Source organism: Escherichia sp. E4930, from assembly GCF_005845405.1.
In the GTDB taxonomy this organism is placed as follows: Bacteria; Pseudomonadota; Gammaproteobacteria; order Enterobacterales; family Enterobacteriaceae; genus Escherichia.
Genome location: NZ_VCDZ01000024.1, coordinates 15,049 through 36,096 on the forward strand (window position 1 = coordinate 15,049; position 21,048 = coordinate 36,096).

The window sequence follows — 21,048 nt, forward strand, 5'->3', positions numbered from 1 at the left end:
AAATTGAGCAGGCGGCTGTTCAACCACCTGCTAACGACATTACATCACGGCTGCAAACGCCTTCGCCACGCGATGCACATTTTGCGCATTAAGTCCGGCAACACACATGCGGCCGCTGGCAATCAGGTAAACACCAAACTCGTCACGCAGTCGGTCAACCTGAGCAGCGCTTAAACCGGTATAGCTGAACATGCCGCGCTGCTTAAGCAAATAATCAAAATTGCGTTCTGGCATCTCTTTACTCAATACCTTCACCAGTTCCTGACGCATCGCCAGAATACGGGTACGCATTTCTTCCACTTCTGCCAGCCAGCTAGCTTTTAACGCCGCATCATTCAGCACCGTAGCCACCACCTGCGCACCAAAATTTGGCGGGCTGGAGTAGTTACGACGTACTGTTGCTTTCAACTGCCCCAGTACGCGGCCTGCGGCTTCGGCATCTTCACACACCACAGAAAGACCGCCAACACGCTCGCCGTAAAGGGAGAAAATTTTCGAGAATGAATTGCTCACCAGAGCAGGTAATCCGGCGCTGGCGATCGCGCGAATGGCATAGGCATCTTCTTCCATACCGGCACCAAATCCTTGATAGGCAATATCGAGGAATGGAATAAGCTCGCGTGCTTTGAGAATTTCAATCACCGCGTCCCACTGGTCGTTGGCGAGATCGGCGCCCGTTGGGTTATGGCAGCACGGATGCAACAGCACAATGCTGCGGGCAGGTAATGTTTTCAGCGTCGCCAACAGGTCATTAAAACGCACGCCGTTAGTCGCTTCGTCATACCAGGGGTAAGTATTCACTTCGAATCCAGCCCCCGCGAATATTGCCACATGGTTTTCCCAGGTGGGATCGCTGACCCAGACGCCTGATTCCGGGAAGTAGCGTTTCAGGAAGTCAGCGCCTACTTTTAATGCTCCCGAACCACCGAGCGTCTGAATGGTCGCCACACGCTTTTGTTGTAGCACCGGATGGTCAGCGCCAAACAGCAGCGGCGAAATGGCATGGCGATAGCTGTTCAGCCCTTCCATCGGTAAATAAAGCGAAGCGCCATGAGGTTGTGCATTCAGACGCGCTTCCGCTTCCGCGACAGCTTTTAGTTGCGGAATAATCCCGTCTTCGTTGTAGTACAGGCCGATACTCAAATTCACTTTGTCGCTGCGAGTGTCTTCTTTAAAACGCTCCATAAGCGAAAGAATCGGGTCGCCAGCATAGGCGTCAACTTTTTGAAACACGCGATGGTTCTCCTGGTTTACGGGCAGGTGGTTAAAACACAATAAACCGGAAGATGGCGAAGATCGAGAGGATGTTCAGCGACGAACGGCAATTAGCAACAGAGTGAGACTCATGACAAACGCACAATCGCCAGATGCACGGCCTTTATAAGAGCCATGCGAGAAAATCAATTTATTGAATTTACAAGATATTACGTGCCGGATAAGGCATTCACGCCGCATCCGGCACAGACGATCAACTATTACAGAACGATTAATCCACGTATTTCATCGCGACCCTTGACGTCAGGCGCGTGATAAGTTCGTAAGCACTCACTTTTGTTATTTCTGCGATACGCTCTACGGGCAAACCTTCACCCCATAAAATGACCTGGTCCCCGGCTTTATCCTGCGCCTGTGGACCTAAATCTACGCAGATCATATCCATCGCCACGCGACCAACAATCGGTACTTCACGACCATTAACCAGCACTGGCGTACCGGACGGCGCGGCGCGCGGGTAGCCATCGCCATAGCCCATCGCCACCACGCCAAGGCGGGTATCGCGCTCGCTAATCCAGGTGCCGCCATAGCCTACCGGTTCACCCGCTTTATGCTCACGCACGGCAATCAGGCTGGAGGTCAGTGACATCACTGGCTGGCAACCGAAATCAGCACCGGTGGAGCCATCTTCCAGCGGTGACACACCGTATAGAATGATGCCCGGGCGCACCCAATCAAAATGCGACTGCGGCCATAACAAAATTCCACCCGATGCGGCGATTGAACGCTTGCCGGGTTTGCCTTCGCAAAAGGTATTGAAGATATCGAGTTGTTTCTCAGTCGCGCCGCATTTTGGCTCATCAGCGCGAGCAAAGTGGCTGACAATATTCACCGGCTGACGGACGTTTTTACATTGCGTAAGACGTTGGTAAAACGCCTCGGCTTGTTCCGGTAAAACGCCCAGTCGGTGCATACCGGTGTCGAGTTTCATCCAGACGGTAACTGGCTCCTCCAGACTGGCCTCTTCCAGAGCAGCGAGCTGTTCTTCGTTATGCACGGCGGTATGCAGATGTTCAGCGGAGATCGTCGGCAGATCGTCTGCTTCAAAAAAGCCTTCCAGTAACAAAATAGGTTGCGTGATGCCCCCTGCTCTAAGCCGCAGGGCTTCTTCGAGACGGGCTACGCCAAAGGCGTCGGCATCAGGAAGCGTTCGCGCGGTTTCAAGAAGACCGTGACCATAAGCGTTCGCTTTCACCACCGCAACCAGTTTACTGGCGGGGGCCAGTTCACGCAGACGTTGCAAGTTGTGTCGCAGAGCGCGGCGGTTAATCACTACAGTTGCCGCTTGCATTTGTATTCCTTGATAAGTGTTTGCTTTAATTACCTAATACATAAAATAATTATTATTCGTCATCGTACTGCGGCCCCGCGTAGTTGTCGAAGCGCGACCATTGACCGTTAAAGGTCAGGCGTACCGTCCCGATTGGGCCGTTACGTTGTTTACCGATAATAATTTCCGCGATGCCTTTCAAATCACTGTTCTCGTGATAAACCTCATCACGATAGATAAACATGATCAAGTCCGCATCCTGCTCGATGGAGCCGGATTCACGCAAGTCGGAGTTGACCGGACGTTTGTCGGCACGTTGTTCCAGAGAACGGTTCAACTGGGACAGGGCCACCACCGGCACATTCAGTTCTTTTGCCAGCGCCTTCAGCGAGCGGGAGATTTCCGCAATTTCCAGCGTACGGTTGTCGGAAAGTGACGGCACACGCATCAACTGCAGGTAGTCGATCATGATAAGCCCGATGCCGCCGTGCTCACGGGCAATACGACGCGCGCGCGAGCGCACTTCCGTTGGCGTCAGACCGGAGGAATCATCAATATAGATGTTACGTTTCTCGAGCAAAATGCCCATCGTGCCGGAAATACGCGCCCAGTCTTCATCATCCAGTTGCCCGGTACGGATTTTGGTCTGGTCAACGCGCGACAGCGATGCCAGAGAACGCATCATAATCTGTTCTGATGGCATCTCCAGCGAGAAGATAAGCACCGGTTTATCCTGCAACATCGCCGCATTTTCGACGAGGTTCATCGCAAATGTCGTTTTACCCATCGACGGACGCGCCGCGACGATAATCAAGTCCGACGGCTGCAAACCGGCGGTTTTTTTGTTGAGATCGTCATAGCCGGTGTTTACGCCAGTAACGCCATCGTGCGGCTGCTGGAACAGTTGCTCAATACGCGCCACGGTAGCGTCGAGCACATCGGCGATGTTCTTCGGCCCTTCGTCTTTATTGGCGCGACTTTCGGCAATTTTAAAGACGCGGGATTCAGCCAGGTCCAGCAGATCTTCGCTGGTGCGCCCTTGCGGATCAAAACCGGCTTCGGCAATCTCGTTAGCAACCGAGATCATCTCACGGACAACAGCACGTTCCCGCACGATGTCAGCATAAGCGCTGATGTTCGCCGCACTTGGCGTATTTTTTGACAGCTCTGCCAGATAAGCGAAACCACCGACGCTATCAAGTTGCCCCTGGCGCTCCAGCGATTCCGCCAGAGTTATCAGGTCTATCGGGCTACCGCTTTCCTGCAAACGCGCCATTTCGGTAAAGATATGGCGGTGCGGACGGGTGTAGAAATCATCTGCCACTACACGCTCGGCCACATCGTCCCAGCGTTCGTTATCCAGCATTAAACCGCCCAACACCGACTGCTCCGCTTCGATCGAGTGCGGAGGCACTTTCAGCCCGGCAACTTGTGGATCGCGTTCGCGAAGCTCAGCCTGCTGTTTGTTGAAGGGTTTATTTCCAGCCATAGTGAATGGAGTTACCTGCTGTTAAAAAAGGACTAGAGAGTATAGCGAGAAACGGTTTCTCGCTACAGCATTTAACGCCCCCGTCTTCCGGTAGAAGCGCGAATTTGCAGGGTTGGGCGATAGACGTAATGGCTGAGCGGTGCGTCTGGCTGCGCAATACGCCGTAAAATTTGCTGCGCCGCCTGTTTCCCCAGAGCCAATGGTTCTACCGCAATTGTGGTTAACGGCGGGTTACTGTAAGCACAAGCCGCCACGCCATCATTACCAATCAACGAAATATCTTCCCCGGCAAATAATCCTCTTTCGCCTAGTGCCGACTCCGCGCCAAAAGCCATTAAATCGTTATAACAAATCACCGCTGTGGGTGGCGAAGGCATATCCAACAGTTGTTGCATCAACTGGTAACCGTTGGCCTGAGTCGGTTCAGCGCGCAGCGAAAAAGCATCAGTGCTCCACGGCTGTAAATCATGATGGTTCATCGCCTCCAGGTATCCCTGATAACGCATATGGTGCGTAAGTCCCCCAATAAACACGATGTCTCTGTGCCCTTGTTGAATGAGATATTCCGTAGCTTCCCGGACGCCTGCGTGGCTGTCCACGCCAACGTAATCGACGGGCAATTGTTGCCAGTCCAGAGGGCGCATTGTGATTAATAAGGGTGTGGAACTGTTGGCATAACGCTGTAAATCGGCTTCTGAGGTGCTGTTTACTGGACAGAGGACAATGCCCGCGACGTGGTGTTCCAGCAAGGTATCAAGTACCTGTTTTTGCCGATCGCTACGCTGGGAGGTATTGGACATTACGGTGATAAAACCGTGCTCCGCCAGCGTGATCTCAAGGCCCATTGTAAATTCAGCGAAAAAAGGGTTGGTCAAATCATCAATCACCACGCCGATAGTCAGCGATTTTTGCGAACGCAGATTGGCAGCAAAACGGTTATAGACATAGCCTAACTGCTCAATGGCTTGCTGGACTTTTTGTTGCGTCTCTTTTTTGATAAGCGGACTGTCGTTGAGTACCAGCGACACGGTCGATTTCGAAACGCCAGCCGCACGTGCAACATCGGTTAATGTTACCCGCTTTCTTCCTGTATCCGACTTCGCCATGACTACTCCAAACCCCCATAAGATCAAGGCATTTACTTTATCATAATCTCCTTTTACTCATGCGATCCGTTAACGTCGGGGATCGCAGGAGATCGTCGTTTCGATCACAGATTCATACTTCCCTTGTTGTGTTTTTTGCACGCCAATCGTACAAATTACGCATAAATTAGATCGTTCCAATTAATTTATAATCACTACTTTGTTGTTTTACATGCATATTTTTAATTATTTTTGTATCGAAATAAGGAAATTATTATGTGCTCTGTACGCACGATCACTGCATCGGAAGCTGCAGATTTGATTGCTGATGGCGCAGTTGTCACCGTCTCCTCCTCCAGTGGAATGGGGTGTCCGGATGCCGTGCTGGCAGCAATAGGTGAACGCTTTCAACGTGCCGGACATCCGCAAAACATCACCAGCATCCACCCTATCGCCGCAGGTGATATGTATGGCGTAAAAGGCATCGATCATCTGGCGCAATCGGGTTTACTGGCAAAAGTGATCGCTGGCTCCTACCCCTCCGGGCCATCATCAATGACGCCTCCGTTAATCTGGCAAATGATCAATGACAACGCGATCCCCGCCTGGAATCTGCCTTCCGGGATCTTATTTGATATGCACCGGGAAGCGGCGGCTCATCGTCCTGGCGTGCTGACACAAACAGGCATGGATACCTATGTGGATCCCCTGTTGCAAGGCGGCGCAATGAATGAAAAAGCGGCGCAACAATCTCTGGTTGAACGCGTTCGATTTGCCAACGACGACTGGCTGTTTTTCCCCAGTATCGTGCCGCAGGTGGCAATCATTCGCGCTACCACTGCTGATGAACGCGGCAACCTGACTTATGAACATGAAGGGGCTTATCTTGGGCCACTGGAACAGGCCACCGCCGTTCGCAATAACGGTGGCATCGTAATTGCGCAGGTAAAACGGCAGGTTGCCGCCGGAAGTCTGAAACCAAAAGAGGTGCGTATTCCCGGTGTACTGGTGGATTACATCGTAATTGCACCGGAACAAACACAAACCACGCAAACACAATACGAACCTGCCATTTCCGGCGAAATCAGTCGTCCGCTGTCCGCCTTTCGTTATATGGAACATGGCCCGGCGCGGGTTATTGCCCAGCGAGTCGCGCAAGAACTACAAAGTGGAGATGCGGTAAATATTGGCTTTGGTATTTCTGCCAATGTACCGCGTATTTTACTGGAACAAGGTCGCCACGGTGATGTCACCTGGCTGCTGGAACAGGGCGCAATTGGCGGAGTTCCACTACTGGAATTTCAGTTCGGCTGCGCCTCTAATGCAGAAGCATTTTTGCCCTCTCCCCAGCAGTTCACCTATTTCCAGGGCGGGGGTTTTGATCTCACTCTGATGTCATTTTTACAAATCGGCGCAGATGGCTCAGTAAACGTCTCGCATCTGCCTGCCCGTCCACATGTCACTGCCGGATGCGGTGGGTTTATTGATATCACTTCACATGCGAAGCGAATTATTTTCTCTGGCTTTTTCAATGCTGGTGCCCAGCTGCAACTGGAAGAGGGTCAGCTGCGTATCATTAAAGAAGGCAAAGCCAAAAAACTGGTACAGGACGTCGCCCACGTGACGTTCTCCGGCAAACGCGCAATAAGACTCGGGCAACAAGTGCAGTACATCACTGAACGCTGCGTTCTGGAATTAACACCAGACGGGCTACTGGTCACAGAAATTGCCCCAGGTATTGATCCTGAACGCGACATTCTCGCCCAAAGCGATGCCCCACTCCGTCTGGCGGACGATCTCAATCTAATGAATCCCCTCTATTTTCAACAAGGACGTCACTATGAATAACGGCACCATTGACCTCCAGCGCAACGGTTTCATTGCCACTCTGGTGATTAATCGTCCGGCGAAACTCAACGCATTAACCCCAGAGATGCTTGAACAGCTGCTGACACATTGCCACGCGCTGGAAACGGATTCGGAGATCCGCGTAGTACTTCTGACCAGTGCCAGTGAAAAAGCGTTTTGTGTCGGTGCGGATATTCATCGCTGGACCTCTCTTTCTGCACTTGATATGTGGCGTAACTGGATCCGCCGCGGTCATCAGGCATTTGACGCTCTGGCACAACTGCCACAACCCGTAATCGCCCTGGTGCACGGACTGGCTTATGGCGGTGGTCTGGAACTGGCTGCTACCGCCGATATCCGTATTTGTAGCGCCGAGGCACGGATGGCGCTACCAGAAACCGGACTGGCGACAGTGCCTGGTTGGTCAGGTACGCAGCGGCTGACGGCACTGCTTGGGCGCTCACTGGTGAAAGAACTGGTATTTACCGGCGAACCACTGGATGCACAGCGGGCATTGTCCTGCGGGCTGGTGAATCGTGTTGTCGCCAGGGAAGCATTACACGACGCCGGGCTGCAACTGGCACAACGTATCGCCCAGCGTGCTCCCGTTGCTGTGCAGATCGCCAAGCAGGTTATTGATGCCGGAGAAGGTATTGCTGTGGCCTCGACGCTTGAAGCACTGGCTGGCGCTTTTTCCGCCACGACTGAAGATGCTCGTGAAGGCAGCCAGGCATTTGCCGAGAAGCGTCAACCGCACTTTCGTGCCCGATAACTTAGCGTTTCATTTTGGATTTTAACAATAACGCAAGAATCCCATTGATTTTGGGCGGACTTCTTTTATCCGTCTGAAAGGAGACACATCATGCAACCTTCACAACCAGCTGAGAAAGCGAATGTTTCATCGGCAGATCTGCGTCGCGCGGCGTGGACCTGCTCTCTCGGCAGTGCCCTGGAATACTACGATTTCGCACTTTACAGCCTGGCATCCGCCATTATTTTTGGTCCGCTCTTTTTTCCTAATCAGGAACCGGGAATGGCGCTGATCGCCAGTTTCGGTACCTACTTTCTCGGATTTGCCGTCAGACCAGTAGGCGGCATTCTCTTCGGCTCATTAGGTGATCGTTTGGGCCGTAAATTCGTCCTGTTGGCAACGGTATTGTTAATGGGAATCGCCAGCACGTTGATCGGGGTATTACCCACTTACGAAACGGCGGGGATCTGGGCGCCAATTATGCTTATCGCATTACGTCTGCTACAGGGGCTTGGTGCCGGGGCTGAACAGGCGGGCGCCGCTGTACTGATGACCGAATATGCTCCTGATGGCAAACGGGGTTATTACGCCGCGCTGCCGTTCCTCGGAATCCAGATTGGTACGTTTATGGCATCCGCCGTTTATTTCATCCTGCTGCATAATGTGACAAATCTTGCCGAAACCTGGTGGTGGCGCTTGCCCTTCCTCTCCAGCGTGGTGATTATCGCGGTAGCTATTTATATTCGCCTGCATCTTAAAGAGTCACCCTCATTCGCAAAACTAGAAGCTCGTCAACAAGTTACAGAATCACCTTTACGAAATTTGCTGAAAACATCACGCCGTAATGTCTTCGTCGGGATTGGCTTACGCCTGGCAGAAAACGGCGGCTCGTCGATTTACCAGGCTTTAGCTATCAGTTATATCGTTGGTGTGGTTGGGCTGGACAAATCAGTTGGTACGCTATGCCTGATGTCTGCGGTGGTAGTCGGTGCAATTATGGTGCCTATTGCCGGTTGGTTGACCGATCGCTTCGGTAGGGTTCTCGTCTATCGTAGTCTGGCGATTTTTCAGCTGTTGATTACCTTTCCGGTGTGGTGGTCTTTCAGCCACGGCAATGTTCCTGTCACTATTGTCTCTCTTTCTCTGGCCTTAGGGATTGGTGCCTGGGGTATGTTCGGTGCGCAAGGTGCTTTTCTGCCTGAACTCTTTGGTGCTCGCCATCGTTATATTGGTGTCGCACTGGCAAGGGAAGTTTCTGCCGTTATTGCCGGTGGGATCGCGCCGCTGGTTGGTTCCGCAATCATTTCCTGGGTGATCCACACTAACGATCCCAGTGGTATTGCTGCCTGGATGCCAATCGCGATTTACCTTAGTCTACTGACTGTTGGTACGGTCATTGCGACTTTCTTTGCTCCGGAAACACGCGATCGTGATCTTGATGATCTTGCTGATGCTGGAGTGATCAGCGTTTCCCAACATAACCAGACTACGGGCACCTACCATGACGCATAATGTCTCTGAATCTATTATCGATTCCCTGACAGACGTGAAAATGCCCCATTACGCACCGCTGGCTCAAGCCAGCGGTAGTATCGACCTTAACGGCGCCATTTTACCTGAGTACCGCTGCAACACGCTGGTGCTAGGCAGTGGTGCTGCCGGATGGCGAGCTGCCGTCGAGCTGAAACGGCAAAATGTCGATGTCATGGTCGCTTCCAGCAAAGCCTTCTGGGGCACTTCCGCCTGTTCTGGTTCTGATAAACAAACTCTTCACACCGCCAATACCCGTGCAAATGGTGACCATTTTCTGGCATTAAGTGACACTCTGGCGGCGGGCGGTTCGATGGATCATGACACTGCCTATGTTGAAGCCGTCGGCTCAGTGAACACCTGTGAAGTACTGAAATATCTGGGTCTGGATCTGCCAGAAGATCTCTTTGGCGCAACGTTGCGTTATCAAACCGATCACGATGAGTTTGGTCGCGCCACCAGTTGCGGCCCACGAACTTCTCGCCTGATGGTTAAAGTTCTGGCTCTGGAGGCAATGCGCCTTAATATTCCTCTGCGCGATCACACAACGGCGATTCGTATCCTGACTCGCGGTGAAGGAGAAAACAGACGAGTCGTAGGGGTGATCGCTATCGATAAAGCCTGTCGGGATAATCCCTGGCGAATGATAGTGATTCGCTGCCAACATCTGGTTTTAGCCACGGGCGGGCCAGGTGAACTTTATCGTGACAGTGTCTATCCGGTGAACTGTTTTAGTGCGTTGGGCATGGCGTTGGAAGCAGGTATAAGGCTGGTGAATCTTACGGAGAGTCAGTTTGGTATCGGTACACCGCGCAGCCAGTTTCCGTGGAATCTTTCCGGTACTTACATGCAAGCGATGCCGCGTATCTACTCGCAGGACCACTCCGGACGTCAGTATAATTTTCTGGCAGCTTATTACCCTACGACTCGTATGCTGGCCTCCGCGATATTTCGCAAAGGTTACCAGTGGCCGTTTCACGCGGAACGAATGCTGGAATATGGCTCCAGCCTGCTGGATGTCGCGGTGTATGAGGAAACACAAAAAGGGCGCGATGTTTTTCTCGATTTTCTGCGGGAACCCGAACCCGCAGCGGACGGAACGCCATTCAACCTGCGAGAGCTGGATGATGATGTCATCGACTATCTGCAACAAAATCACGCCTTGCTGGCGCAACCGCTGGCGCGATTAACACAGATGAATCCTCTGGCTATTCGCTTGTATCAGATGCATGGTTATGATCTCACAGCCTCACCGCTAAAATTTACGCTAAATAATCAACATCTTAATGGCGGAATTGATGTTGATATTTGGGGGCGTACATCGCTAACTGGTTGTTATGCTGCCGGAGAAAATGCCGGAACACATGGTGTGACGCGTCCTGGTGGGTCGGCGCTCAATGCCGGGCAAGTTTTCGCCCGCCGCTGTGCATTGCATATTGCTCATCAGAAAAGTCAGGACCACCCTCTCGAGAGGCAACAAATTCTCAGCACGATTAATGAGGCGCAACAGTTCCTGAATCAGGGGCTGCTGCGCGACGTCGTGCGAGAAACGATACAAAATACCATGAGCCACCATGCTGCAATTTTGTGTCATACGCAGGGGATCAACACTGCCGCGCAAACCATAGCAACACTTTGTGAAGATATTCGCCGGGAAGGCATTCAAAGCGATGAAAACAGCCTCGCCCAATCTTTCCAGTGGCGGCAAAGTGCGCAACTGGCGCTGGCTGTACTGCGCTCTTTACAATGCTATATCGAAAATGGTGGCGGGAGCCGTGGTGCCAGGGCTGTCTATGATGGCGAAGCCGGTATCGCACCGCAAACGCCAGGTGGGCCACTCCTGACCTGGCGTTTTCGACCAGAAAATCAGGATGCCCGGCAATACATGATTTGTGTTTGTCTGGAAGCTAATGATTGCCATGCCTGGATTCGCTTGTGCCGTGAGCGGGGCGTATCAACGCTAACCAACTTTGAGCGCCAGTGGCAAAACTGGATTGCGGCGACGCTGTTTCAATACTGACCAGAGATATTCCGGGTTGTGACCACTGCCCGGAAAAAATCCCCGCGCGGCCCGGCGACTACTGTTAGGCTTAAAACAGATATGTCGCTCAGTAAAGGAGTTTAAATGGCAACACGCATCGAATTTCACAAGCACGGTGGCCCGGAAGTTCTGCAAGCCGTGGAGTTTATTCCTGTCGATCCGGCAGAGAATGAAATCCAGGTCGAAAATAAAGCCATTGGCATTAATTTTATCGACACGTATATCCGCAGCGGCCTTTATCCGCCGCCCTCGCTGCCCAGTGGATTAGGCACAGAAGCGGCTGGCATAGTAAGCAAAGTCGGTAGCGGCGTGAAGCATATTAAAGCAGGCGATCGCGTGGTTTATGCACAGTCAACGTTAGGGGCTTACAGCTCTGTGCATAACGTCAATGCCGATAAAGCCGCAATTCTTCCCGCGGCGATCTCTTTTGAGCAAGCCGCTGCATCATTCCTGAAAGGCTTAACGGTTTATTATCTGCTACGCAAAACGTATGAAATCAAACCTGACGAACAGTTCCTGTTCCATGCGGCTGCTGGCGGCGTGGGCTTAATTGCCTGTCAGTGGGCAAAAGCCTTAGGGGCAAAACTTATCGGCACTGTGGGCTCCGCGCAAAAAGCGCAAAGTGCATTAAAAGCGGGTGCATGGCAGGTGATTAACTATCGCGACGAAAATCTGGTCGAACGATTAAAAGAGATCACCGACGGCAAGAAAGTGCGCGTGGTATACGATTCCGTGGGTAGAGACACCTGGGAACGGTCGCTGGATTGCCTGCAACGTCGCGGTTTAATGGTCAGTTTTGGCAACTCATCAGGCGCAGTGACGGGTGTGAACTTAGGCATTCTCAATCAGAAAGGCTCGCTGTATGTGACACGCCCTTCCCTGCAAGGCTATATCACTACGCGGGATGAGTTAACCGAAGCCAGTAATGAACTGTTTTCTTTGATTGCCAGCGGTGTAATTAAAGTGGATGTCGCAGAACATCAGAAATACCCGCTGAAGGATGCGCGGCGTGCGCATGAGATTCTGGAAAGCCGGGCGACGCAGGGTTCCAGCTTACTGATTCCATAAAGAAATTGGGCTTCCACCTGGGAAGCCCTTTCTTTTATAGTTCGGCTGTATGTAGGGTACAGCTCGATGAATTTGTTTGACGCGCAATAGTGACAGATTTGATTATCAATTCCTATTTTGTTCTAAGGATAAAACCTGAGGTTGTGATCATCCGCACAATCCCTTAGTAACGCCAGCGGTCATAACGCTGATATTTCGGCACTTTTGGTGCTTTAATCGCCTTGATCACCCACACTACCGCAATCGCCAACAGCAGCCACGGCAGCAACTTAATCATCAATGCCAGCATCCCACCGAGGAACATAATGGCCGTCGCCACAACCAGCGCAGCGATAATGCCCAGCAATGAAACGCCGGTGACCATCAACATGACAAAAAAGCCAATCACAAAAAGTAGTTCCAGCATGATGTTCTCCCAAAAATGAAATCTCTTGCTGGCTTTACAAGAATCATGCCAGAAATAACATATTGATTTATCAACAAAACGCCCCGCGTCGAAGCGCAGGGCGTGGTGAATTTGACTACTTTGTGGTGAAAAATTAACGCTTATCCGCTACCAGTTTGAGCGCATGTTCCAGCACGTTAATGTCAGCGCCCGCTTTATGGGCATTTTCACTTAAATACCGCCGCCACTGCCGCGCACCAGGAATCCCCTGGAACAGCCCCAGCATATGCCGGGTGATATGACCGAGATACGTCCCCTGGCTGAGTTCACGCTCAATGTACGGATACATAGCTCGTACCACCGCCACCGGATCGGCATCGGTATCCGAGGAACCAAATATCTCTCGATCCACCGCCGCCAGAATGCCTGGGTTTTGATACGCTTCACGCCCGACCATCACGCCATCCATATGTTGCAGGTGTGCTTTAGCCTCTTCCAGTGACTTGATGCCGCCGTTAATCGACATAGTCAGATGCGGGAAATCACGCTTCAGTTGATAGACACGCGGGTAATCGAGCGGCGGGATCTCACGGTTTTCTTTCGGACTTAAACCAGAAAGCCAGGCTTTGCGCGCATGGATAATAAACATCTCGCATTCGCCTTTGCCGGAAACAGTGTCGATAAAATCACAGAGAAATTCATAGCTATCCTGGTCGTCAATGCCAATACGCGTTTTCACCGTCACTGGAATCGACACGACGTCGCGCATCGCTTTTACGCAGTCAGCCACCAGTTGCGCATTCCCCATCAGGCACGCGCCAAACATGCCGTTCTGTACCCGGTCTGACGGGCAGCCGACATTCAGGTTGATCTCATCATATCCGCGCGCTTCTGCCAGCTTCGCACACTGCGCCAGCGCCGCCGGATCGCTACCGCCCAACTGTAACGCCACCGGATGCTCTTCTTCACTGTATGCCAGGTAATCACCTTTACCGTGAATAATCGCCCCTGTGGTCACCATTTCGGTATAGAGCAACGTATTGCGGGAAAGCAGACGCAGGAAATAACGGCAGTGTCTGTCCGTCCAGTCGAGCATAGGAGCAATAGAGAAACGGTATGCGGGATAAGCGGTTGGTGATTCTGCTGACATGGCGATTTTTTAAGCATCTGGTGAATTGGGGGCGCTACTATAGCATAACGAATATGCGATCAGGCAATGTGGCAGCTTCGACGCCCGGTTGTCGGCGTTTAAATGAGAATTATGGTAAAGTAAGGACATTCTTAACCCCACTTTCGAGGTGCACAATGGAAAAGACCACAACGCAGGAGTTATTGGCGCAGGCTGAAAAACTCTGCGCACAGCGTAATGTGCGCCTGACTCCGCAACGTCTCGAAGTGCTGCGCCTTATGAGCCTGCAAGAAGGGGCTATCAGCGCCTACGATCTACTTGATTTGCTGCGCGAAGCCGAGCCGCAAGCCAAGCCGCCGACGGTTTATCGCGCGCTCGATTTTCTACTTGAACAAGGTTTTGTGCATAAGGTTGAATCCACCAACAGCTATGTGCTCTGCCATCTGTTCGATCAGCCTACCCATACTTCAGCCATGTTTATTTGCGATCGCTGCGGCGCGGTGAAAGAAGAGTGTGCGGAAGGTGTGGAAGACATCATGCATACGCTGGCGGCAAAAATGGGTTTTGCCCTGCGGCATAATGTAATTGAAGCACATGGACTCTGTGCGGCATGTGTGGAAGTTGAAGCGTGTCGTCATCCTGAACAGTGCCAGCATGACCACTCTCTTCAGGTGAAAAAGAAACCTCGCTAAGAGGGCGTACATCCTTGTACACGTCGGGCAGGAGGGATTAATTACCAGCGGTAATCATGGCGTTTTTCCCAGCTATCAACCTCTTTTTCTGCCTGATCTTTCTGGTAACCGTAACGTTCCTGGATTTTACCCACTAACTGGTCACGCTTACCTTCAATGACCGTCATATCATCATCGGTCAGTTTGCCCCATTGCTCTTTCACTTTACCTTTGAACTGTTTCCAGTTACCGCCGACTTCGTCTTTATTCATATTCAAATCCTCATCGTTAGGTGGTGAATGAGTGTACGCTCACTTTTCTTCTGAACGTGGGATTAAGTGTAGTCAGGAATTTGGCTTAGGATTATTTATTCAGAACTTTTAACCGTCATGTTGCTGAAAACCAGGTTCCATTACGCCAGTGACGACGCCAGATAACCGCCAGTGAAAGCCCGCGCAGCGCCAGAAAGACGGTTAACGCCAGCCATAAACCTTGGTTACCCAACCACGGCAACGTCAGTAGCGTCAAAGCAAACCCTGCTGCTGCGACTGCCATACTATTGCGCATTTCGGCGGCGCGCGTTGCGCCAATAAACATACCGTCCAGCAGATAACACCAGACGCCCACCAGCGGCAAAATCACCTGCCAGATAAGATAGCGGTCAGCCAGCTGCTGAATCTGGGTTAACGACGTCAGCAACGCAATGATGTGTTCCCCTGCCAGCAAATAAACCACCGAAAACAGTAACGCTACGATGCCCGACTGGCGGCACGCTGCCCGCCAGACATCCAGCAACTGGCTACCGTCACGCGCACCATACGCCTGACCGGAATGTGCTTCAACCGCGTAGGCAAAACCATCCAGCGCATAGGCAGTAAAGGTGAGTAGCGTCATCAGGACCGCGTTGACGGCGATAATATCGCTCCCCAGCCGCGCACCAAGAACCGTTATTGCGCCAAAACAGAGTTGTAGCAGCAGTGAGCGCAGCATAATGTCGCGGTTAAGCGCCAGCAAGCGACGGAAGTTTCCTCGCCAGGCAGTTTTCAGCATTTCGCCGGAGATGCCACGTAGTTTGAGTATTTTACGCACCATGAGCAGACCAATCAGCAATGTTGCATATTCCGCAATAACCGTCGCCAGCGCCGCGCCCTGCACGTTCATATGCAGCCCCATCACCAGCCAGACATCCAGCACAATGTTGAGGATATTGCCAACCACTAACAAAATCACTGGCGCGCGGGCATATTGCACGCCGAGCAACCAGCCGAGCAGCACCAGATTCGCCAGCGACGCCGGTGCGCTTAACCAGCGGATTGAAAGAAAGCGCCGCGCCTGTTCCAGAACCGCTTCGCTACCACCAACAATATGCAGCGCCAGCTCGATAATCGGCGTACGCAGTAACGCAATCAACGCTCCGGCCCCCAGAGCCAACAGCAACGGCTGCACCAGCGCACGCGCTAATGCCTGAGGATTTTTGGCACCATAAGCCTGTGCAGTAAGCCCGGTAGTGCTCATACGCAAAAACAGCAACAGCATAAAGAGAAAACTGGTCGCCGTTGCACCAACCGCCACGCCGCCCAAATAAACCGGACTATCAAGATGACCAATGACCGCCGTATCGACCAGCCCCAACAACGGAACGGTGATATTGGAGAAAATCATGGGTAAAGCCAGATGCCAGAGTGCTTTATCAGATGAAGTGAGGAATGCCATGCAGACAAGCCTGATGAAGAGAGATTAAAAACAAACCGCGATGCCAGGCGGCATCGCGGTATCAGAGATAGATTACAGCCAGTCGCCGTTGCGAATAACACCAACCGCCAGCCCTTCAATGCTGAAGCTCTGCTGACGAAGGTCAACGACAATGGGTTTAAACTCGCTATTTTCTGGCAGAAGTTCGACTTTATTACCCTGTTTTTTCAGACGCTTAACGGTAACTTCGTCATCTATACGCGCGACAACGACCTGACCATTACGCACATCCTGGGTTTTATGCACTGCCAGCAAGTCGCCGTCCATAATGCCGATATCTTTCATCGACATCCCACTGACGCGCAGCAGGAAATCGGCATTCGGTTTGAACAGGGAAGGATCGACCTGATAATGACCTTCAATATGCTGCTGCGCCAGAAGCGGTTCACCGGCAGCCACACGGCCCACCAACGGTAACCCTTCTTCCTCTTCCTGCAACAGACGAATCCCGCGCGATGCGCCGGAAACAATTTCAATAACGCCTTTGCGTGCCAGCGCCTTCAGATGTTCTTCTGCCGCATTTGGGGAACGGAACCCCAAACGCTGCGCGATTTCCGCACGCGTCGGCGGCATACCTGTCTGGCTGATGTGATCACGGATGAGATCAAACACCTCTTGTTGCCTGGCCGTTAACGCTTTCATTCCGCCCCCTGGGTGTATATACAGTTATGCTGTGAGTATATACAGCAAAAGGTGATTTTGGAACCATAAACTACACAATAAACCAGAGATTTATCGAATTCTGGAAGGGTTATCCAAAATGCGACCATAACAGAATGCACCAGGTAATCACGGCGACGATAATGGCGATCAGCACCGCGGCAGAGCCCATATCTTTCGCCCGCCCGGAAAGCTCATGGTATTCAGAGCCAATACGGTCAACCACCGCTTCGATGGCACTATTGAGAATTTCCACAATCATCACCAGCATGACAGAACTAATAAGCAATACTCGGGTTATTGCATCTACATCCAGCCAACAGGCAATAACCACTGCCAACAATACCGCGACACCTTCCTGACGGAATGCCGCTTCGTTGATCCATGCGGCACGTAAACCTTTCCAGGAATAGCCAGCAGCTTTGATAATTCGGGTGAATCCAGTGGTATTATTGGCCATCGAAAGAACCTTTTTACATTATGAGCGTCAATATCAGTGTACCGTTGAATCCGAAGATTACGGTTAGCGTAACGTCGCGCGAAACATGAGCGGATACCACAGAATTTCCCATGACTTTCTGCTATCCTTCCCGCGCATTTGCATTATTAACCAGAGGCTTTACATCGTTTATGTCCGGCTGGCCACGAATTTACTACAAATTACTGAATTTACCATTAAGCATCCTGGTAAAAAGCAAGTCTATTCCGGCAGATCCTGCCCCGGAACTGGGACTGGATACCTCTCGTCCAATTATGTACGTTTTACCGTACAACTCAAAAGCGGATTTGCTGACGTTGCGCGCCCAGTGCCTGGCGCACGACCTGCCTGACCCATTAGAGCCGCTGGAAATAGACGGCACGTTACTACCGCGCTATGTGTTTATTCATGGCGGGCCGCGTGTTTTCACCTATTACACACCGAAAGAAGAGTCTATTAAGCTGTTCCACGACTATCTCGATCTGCACCGCAGCAACCCAAATCTGGATGTGCAGATGGTGCCGGTATCGGTGATGTTTGGTCGTGCGCCGGGGCGCGAAAAAGGTGAAGTTAACCCGCCACTGCGCATGCTCAACGGCGTACAGAAATTTTTCGCCGTGCTATGGCTCGGTCGCGACAGTTTTGTGCGCTTCTCTCCGTCAGTTTCGCTGCGCCGTATGGCGGATGAACACGGCACGGATAAAACCATCGCCCAAAAACTGGCACGCGTGGCGCGTATGCACTTTGCCCGCCAGCGTCTGGCTGCCGTAGGGCCGCGCCTGCCAGCTCGTCAGGATCTGTTTAACAAACTGCTCGCCTCCCGCGCCATTGCCAAAGCGGTAGAAGACGAAGCGCGCAGCAAAAAAATCTCCCATGAAAAAGCGCAGCAGAATGCTATTGCACTGATGGAAGAGATTGCTGCGAACTTCTCTTACGAGATGATCCGCCTGACTGACCGTATTCTGGGCTTCACCTGGAACCGACTTTATCAGGGCATCAACGTCCATAACGCCGAGCGCGTTCGCCAGTTGGCCCACGACGGTCATGAGCTGGTGTATGTGCCTTGCCACCGCAGTCACATGGACTACCTGCTGCTTTCTTACGTGCTGTATCACCAGGGGCTGGTGCCGCCGCATATCGCCGCCGGGATCAACCTGAATTTCTGGCCTGCCGGGCCGATTTTCCGCCGTCTGGGGGCGTTCTTTATTCGCCGCACGTTTAAAGGCAATAAGCTCTATTCTACGGTTTTCCGTGAGTATCTCGGCGAACTGTTCAGCCGTGGTTATTCCGTCGAGTACTTTGTGGAAGGCGGTCGTTCGCGTACAGGCCGTTTGCTGGACCCGAAAACCGGTACGCTGTCGATGACCATTCAGGCGATGCTGCGTGGCGGCACTCGTCCGATTACGCTGATTCCGATCTACATCGGTTATGAGCACGTCATGGAAGTGGGTACTTACGCCAAAGAACTGCGCGGCGCGACGAAAGAGAAAGAGAGCCTGCTGCAGATGCTGCGCGGTTTAAGCAAGCTGCGTAATCTCGGTCAGGGCTATGTCAACTTCGGTGAACCAATGCCGTTGATGACCTACCTTAACCAGCACGTGCCAGACTGGCGTGAATCTATCGACCCAATCGAAGCGGTGCGTCCGGCCTGGTTAACACCGACGGTCAATAACATTGCTGCCGATCTGATGGTACGCATTAACAACGCAGGCGCGGCAAACGCCATGAACCTGTGCTGTACTGCGCTTCTGGCGTCACGTCAGCGCTCACTCACCCGCGAGCAGTTAACCGAGCAACTCAACTGCTATCTGGATTTGATGCGCAACGTGCCTTACTCCACGGACTCTACCGTTCCTTCAGCCAGCGCCAGCGAGCTTATCGATCACGCGCTGCAAATGAACAAGTTTGAAGTTGAGAAGGATACTATCGGCGACATCATCATTCTGCCGCGCGAGCAAGCAGTGCTGATGACCTACTATCGCAACAACATTGCGCATATGTTGGTGCTGCCTTCGCTGATGGCGGCAATTGTCACCCAGCATCGCCACATCTCCCGCGACGTATTGATGGAGCACGTCAATGTGCTTTACCCAATGCTGAAAGCGGAGCTGTTCCTGCGCTGGGATCGCGACGAGTTGCCGGACGTTATTGATGCGCTGGCAAATGAGATGCAACGTCAGGGGCTGATTACACTGCAAAATGACGAGCTGCATATCAATCCGGCACATTCCCGCACGCTTCAGCTGCTGGCCGCAGGCGCGCGCGAAACGCTGCAACGTTATGCCATCACTTTCTGGCTGCTGAGCGCCAACCCGTCGATCAACCGCGGTACGCTGGAGAAAGAGAGCCGCACCGTGGCGCAACGTCTCTCCGTGCTTCACGGCATCAACGCACCGGAGTTCTTCGACAAGGCGGTATTCAGTTCCCTGGTACTGACGCTGCGTGATGAAGGGTATATCAGCGACAGCGGCGACGCCGAACCGGCAGAGACGATGAAGGTCTATCAGTTGCTGGCGGAGTTGATTACGTCAGATGTACGTTTGACAATTGAGAGTGCGACGCAGGGTGAAGGGTAATCGGTGAGAGTTGCCGGATGCGGCGAAAACGCCTTATCCGGCCTACAATGACTTGCAAATTCAATAAATTGCGATGTGTTATGTAGGCCTGATAAGCGCAGCGCATCAGGCAGCTTTTCCCAGAAAAAAAGCCGGATGACCATGATCATCCGGCTTTTTTACATCATCAGAAATGCCAGTAACTCATTGCCAGCCCTAAAAACAGCACCAGGCCAACATAGTTATTATTCATAAATGCTTTAAAGCAGGCTTCGCGCTCGCGGTTGGCAATCAGTTTTTGTTGATAAACAAACAGCGCGCCAGCCACCAGAATTGACCAGTAATATCCCCAGCCTAAGCCATTTAACTCACCGATGATCGCCATCAGCGCCAGCACACCAACCTGCAAAATGCCAATAATCAACTTATCGTATTGACCGAACAAGATAGCGGTGGACTTAATGCCAATCTTCACGTCATCGTCACGGTCGACCATCGCATATTGCGTGTCGTAAGCCACCGCCCACAGAATATTGGCAAGGAACATCAGCCAGCAGCTTAACGGCACCGATTCACTCACAGCGGCAAAAGCCATTGGAATCGACCAACCAAACGCCGCACCCAGCACCACTTGTGGTAAATGGGTATACCGCTTCATAAACGGGTACACCCACGCCAACGCCAGTCCGGCAATCGACAACAGAATGGTCATCGTGTTCAGTGTCAATACCAGTAAGAACGAAATCAGCACCAGCACCACAAATAGCGTTCGCGCCTCTTTCTCCGTAACCGCACCACTGGGAAGCGGTCGGTTTGCTGTGCGCTTCACATGGCCATCAAATTTACGGTCAGCATAGTCATTCACCACGCACCCGGCGGCGCGCATCAGCCAGACGCCAGCGACGAACACCGCCAGAATCCAGAGTTGGGGAACACCTGGGGTCGCCACCCACAGCGCCCACAACGTTGGCCAGAGCAGCAGTAACGCGCCTATTGGCTTATCCGTACGCATTAAGCGATGAAACGCCAGCAGCTTATTCTGCGTCAGACTCCACTCCATA

General features: G+C 52.2%; 18 protein-coding genes. 7 read left to right on the plus strand and 11 right to left on the minus strand.

All coding sequences use genetic code 11. The features are described 5' to 3' along the window. Positions 1 to 39 precede the first annotated feature (39 nt). The 4 genes from tyrB to FFT88_RS21000 form a co-directional block, all read right to left on the minus strand. Positions 40 to 1,233, minus strand: a complete 1,194-nt coding sequence (tyrB, locus tag FFT88_RS20985; RefSeq protein WP_135405651.1) for an aromatic amino acid transaminase — start codon at positions 1,231 to 1,233, stop codon at positions 40 to 42. A gap of 253 nt (positions 1,234 to 1,486) precedes the next feature. Beyond that, positions 1,487 to 2,566, minus strand: a complete 1,080-nt coding sequence (gene alr, locus FFT88_RS20990; protein ID WP_130218569.1) for an alanine racemase — start codon at positions 2,564 to 2,566, stop codon at positions 1,487 to 1,489. Between the two features lie 52 nt (positions 2,567 to 2,618). Then, on the minus strand, positions 2,619 to 4,034 hold the full coding sequence (gene dnaB / locus FFT88_RS20995; RefSeq protein ID WP_135405650.1) for a replicative DNA helicase: 1,416 nt from the start codon (positions 4,032 to 4,034) through the stop codon (positions 2,619 to 2,621). Positions 4,035 to 4,105: 71 nt separating this feature from the next. Next, positions 4,106 to 5,140 (minus strand): LacI family DNA-binding transcriptional regulator, encoded by a 1,035-nt coding sequence (locus FFT88_RS21000; protein ID WP_130205808.1) that lies wholly within the window; start codon positions 5,138 to 5,140, stop codon positions 4,106 to 4,108. 255 nt (positions 5,141 to 5,395) lie between these two features. Between FFT88_RS21000 and FFT88_RS21005 the strand changes: the two genes are divergently transcribed. The 5 genes from FFT88_RS21005 to FFT88_RS21025 all read left to right on the plus strand — a co-directional run bounded on the left by FFT88_RS21005 (position 5,396) and on the right by FFT88_RS21025 (position 12,357). After that, positions 5,396 to 6,967: a malonate decarboxylase subunit alpha gene (locus FFT88_RS21005; RefSeq protein WP_135405649.1), complete on the plus strand. Its 1,572-nt coding sequence runs from the start codon at positions 5,396 to 5,398 to the stop codon at positions 6,965 to 6,967. Then, on the plus strand, positions 6,960 to 7,739 hold the full coding sequence (locus FFT88_RS21010; RefSeq protein WP_135405648.1) for an enoyl-CoA hydratase/isomerase family protein: 780 nt from the start codon (positions 6,960 to 6,962) through the stop codon (positions 7,737 to 7,739). The genes FFT88_RS21005 and FFT88_RS21010 overlap by 8 nt, the downstream gene beginning before the upstream one ends. 90 nt (positions 7,740 to 7,829) lie before the next feature. Beyond that, complete coding sequence (locus FFT88_RS21015) at positions 7,830 to 9,230, plus strand: MFS transporter (protein WP_135405647.1); 1,401 nt, start codon at positions 7,830 to 7,832, stop codon at positions 9,228 to 9,230. Continuing rightward, a complete protein-coding gene (locus FFT88_RS21020) occupies positions 9,220 to 11,268 on the plus strand; it encodes an FAD-binding protein (RefSeq protein ID WP_135405646.1) in 2,049 nt (682 codons plus the stop codon). Before FFT88_RS21015 ends, FFT88_RS21020 begins: the two co-directional genes overlap by 11 nt. Positions 11,269 to 11,373: 105 nt before the next feature. Continuing rightward, on the plus strand, positions 11,374 to 12,357 hold the full coding sequence (locus FFT88_RS21025; RefSeq protein WP_135405645.1) for a quinone oxidoreductase: 984 nt from the start codon (positions 11,374 to 11,376) through the stop codon (positions 12,355 to 12,357). A 163-nt stretch (positions 12,358 to 12,520) separates the two neighbouring features. Here FFT88_RS21025 and pspG read toward each other — a convergent pair whose 3' ends face one another. Together pspG and dusA are read right to left on the minus strand one after the other, a co-directional pair. Beyond that, complete coding sequence (gene pspG / locus FFT88_RS21030; protein WP_000891404.1) at positions 12,521 to 12,763, minus strand: envelope stress response protein PspG; 243 nt, start codon at positions 12,761 to 12,763, stop codon at positions 12,521 to 12,523. A 133-nt stretch (positions 12,764 to 12,896) separates the two neighbouring features. Further along, positions 12,897 to 13,892: a tRNA dihydrouridine(20/20a) synthase DusA gene (gene dusA, locus FFT88_RS21035; RefSeq protein ID WP_135405644.1), complete on the minus strand. Its 996-nt coding sequence runs from the start codon at positions 13,890 to 13,892 to the stop codon at positions 12,897 to 12,899. A gap of 155 nt (positions 13,893 to 14,047) precedes the next feature. On the opposite strand from dusA, the gene zur reads away from it, so the two are divergent. Next, entirely contained in the window at positions 14,048 to 14,563 is a 516-nt protein-coding gene (gene zur / locus FFT88_RS21040; RefSeq protein ID WP_135405643.1) for a zinc uptake transcriptional repressor Zur, read from the plus strand. A 41-nt stretch (positions 14,564 to 14,604) separates the two neighbouring features. Here the strand turns inward: zur and FFT88_RS21045 are convergent, their stop codons facing one another. The 4 genes from FFT88_RS21045 to dgkA form a co-directional block, all read right to left on the minus strand. Continuing rightward, positions 14,605 to 14,814 (minus strand): CsbD family protein, encoded by a 210-nt coding sequence (locus FFT88_RS21045; protein ID WP_001030602.1) that lies wholly within the window; start codon positions 14,812 to 14,814, stop codon positions 14,605 to 14,607. 115 nt (positions 14,815 to 14,929) lie between these two features. After that, on the minus strand, positions 14,930 to 16,255 hold the full coding sequence (gene dinF / locus FFT88_RS21050) for an MATE family efflux transporter DinF (protein ID WP_135405642.1): 1,326 nt from the start codon (positions 16,253 to 16,255) through the stop codon (positions 14,930 to 14,932). Positions 16,256 to 16,327: 72 nt separating this feature from the next. Then, the gene (lexA, locus tag FFT88_RS21055; protein WP_064525560.1) at positions 16,328 to 16,936 is read right to left on the minus strand and encodes a transcriptional repressor LexA; all 609 of its coding nucleotides are present in this window, start codon (positions 16,934 to 16,936) and stop codon (positions 16,328 to 16,330) included. A gap of 109 nt (positions 16,937 to 17,045) precedes the next feature. Next, a complete protein-coding gene (gene dgkA, locus FFT88_RS21060; RefSeq protein WP_000002907.1) occupies positions 17,046 to 17,414 on the minus strand; it encodes a diacylglycerol kinase in 369 nt (122 codons plus the stop codon). Positions 17,415 to 17,584: 170 nt separating this feature from the next. Here dgkA and plsB point away from each other — a divergent pair, with 170 nt between their 5' ends. After that, positions 17,585 to 20,008: a glycerol-3-phosphate 1-O-acyltransferase PlsB gene (plsB, locus tag FFT88_RS21065; protein ID WP_130218630.1), complete on the plus strand. Its 2,424-nt coding sequence runs from the start codon at positions 17,585 to 17,587 to the stop codon at positions 20,006 to 20,008. Between the two features lie 166 nt (positions 20,009 to 20,174). On the opposite strand, the gene ubiA is transcribed toward plsB, so the two are convergent. Continuing rightward, positions 20,175 to 21,047: a 4-hydroxybenzoate octaprenyltransferase gene (gene ubiA, locus FFT88_RS21070; RefSeq protein WP_135405641.1), complete on the minus strand. Its 873-nt coding sequence runs from the start codon at positions 21,045 to 21,047 to the stop codon at positions 20,175 to 20,177. Position 21,048: the final 1 nt, after the last annotated feature.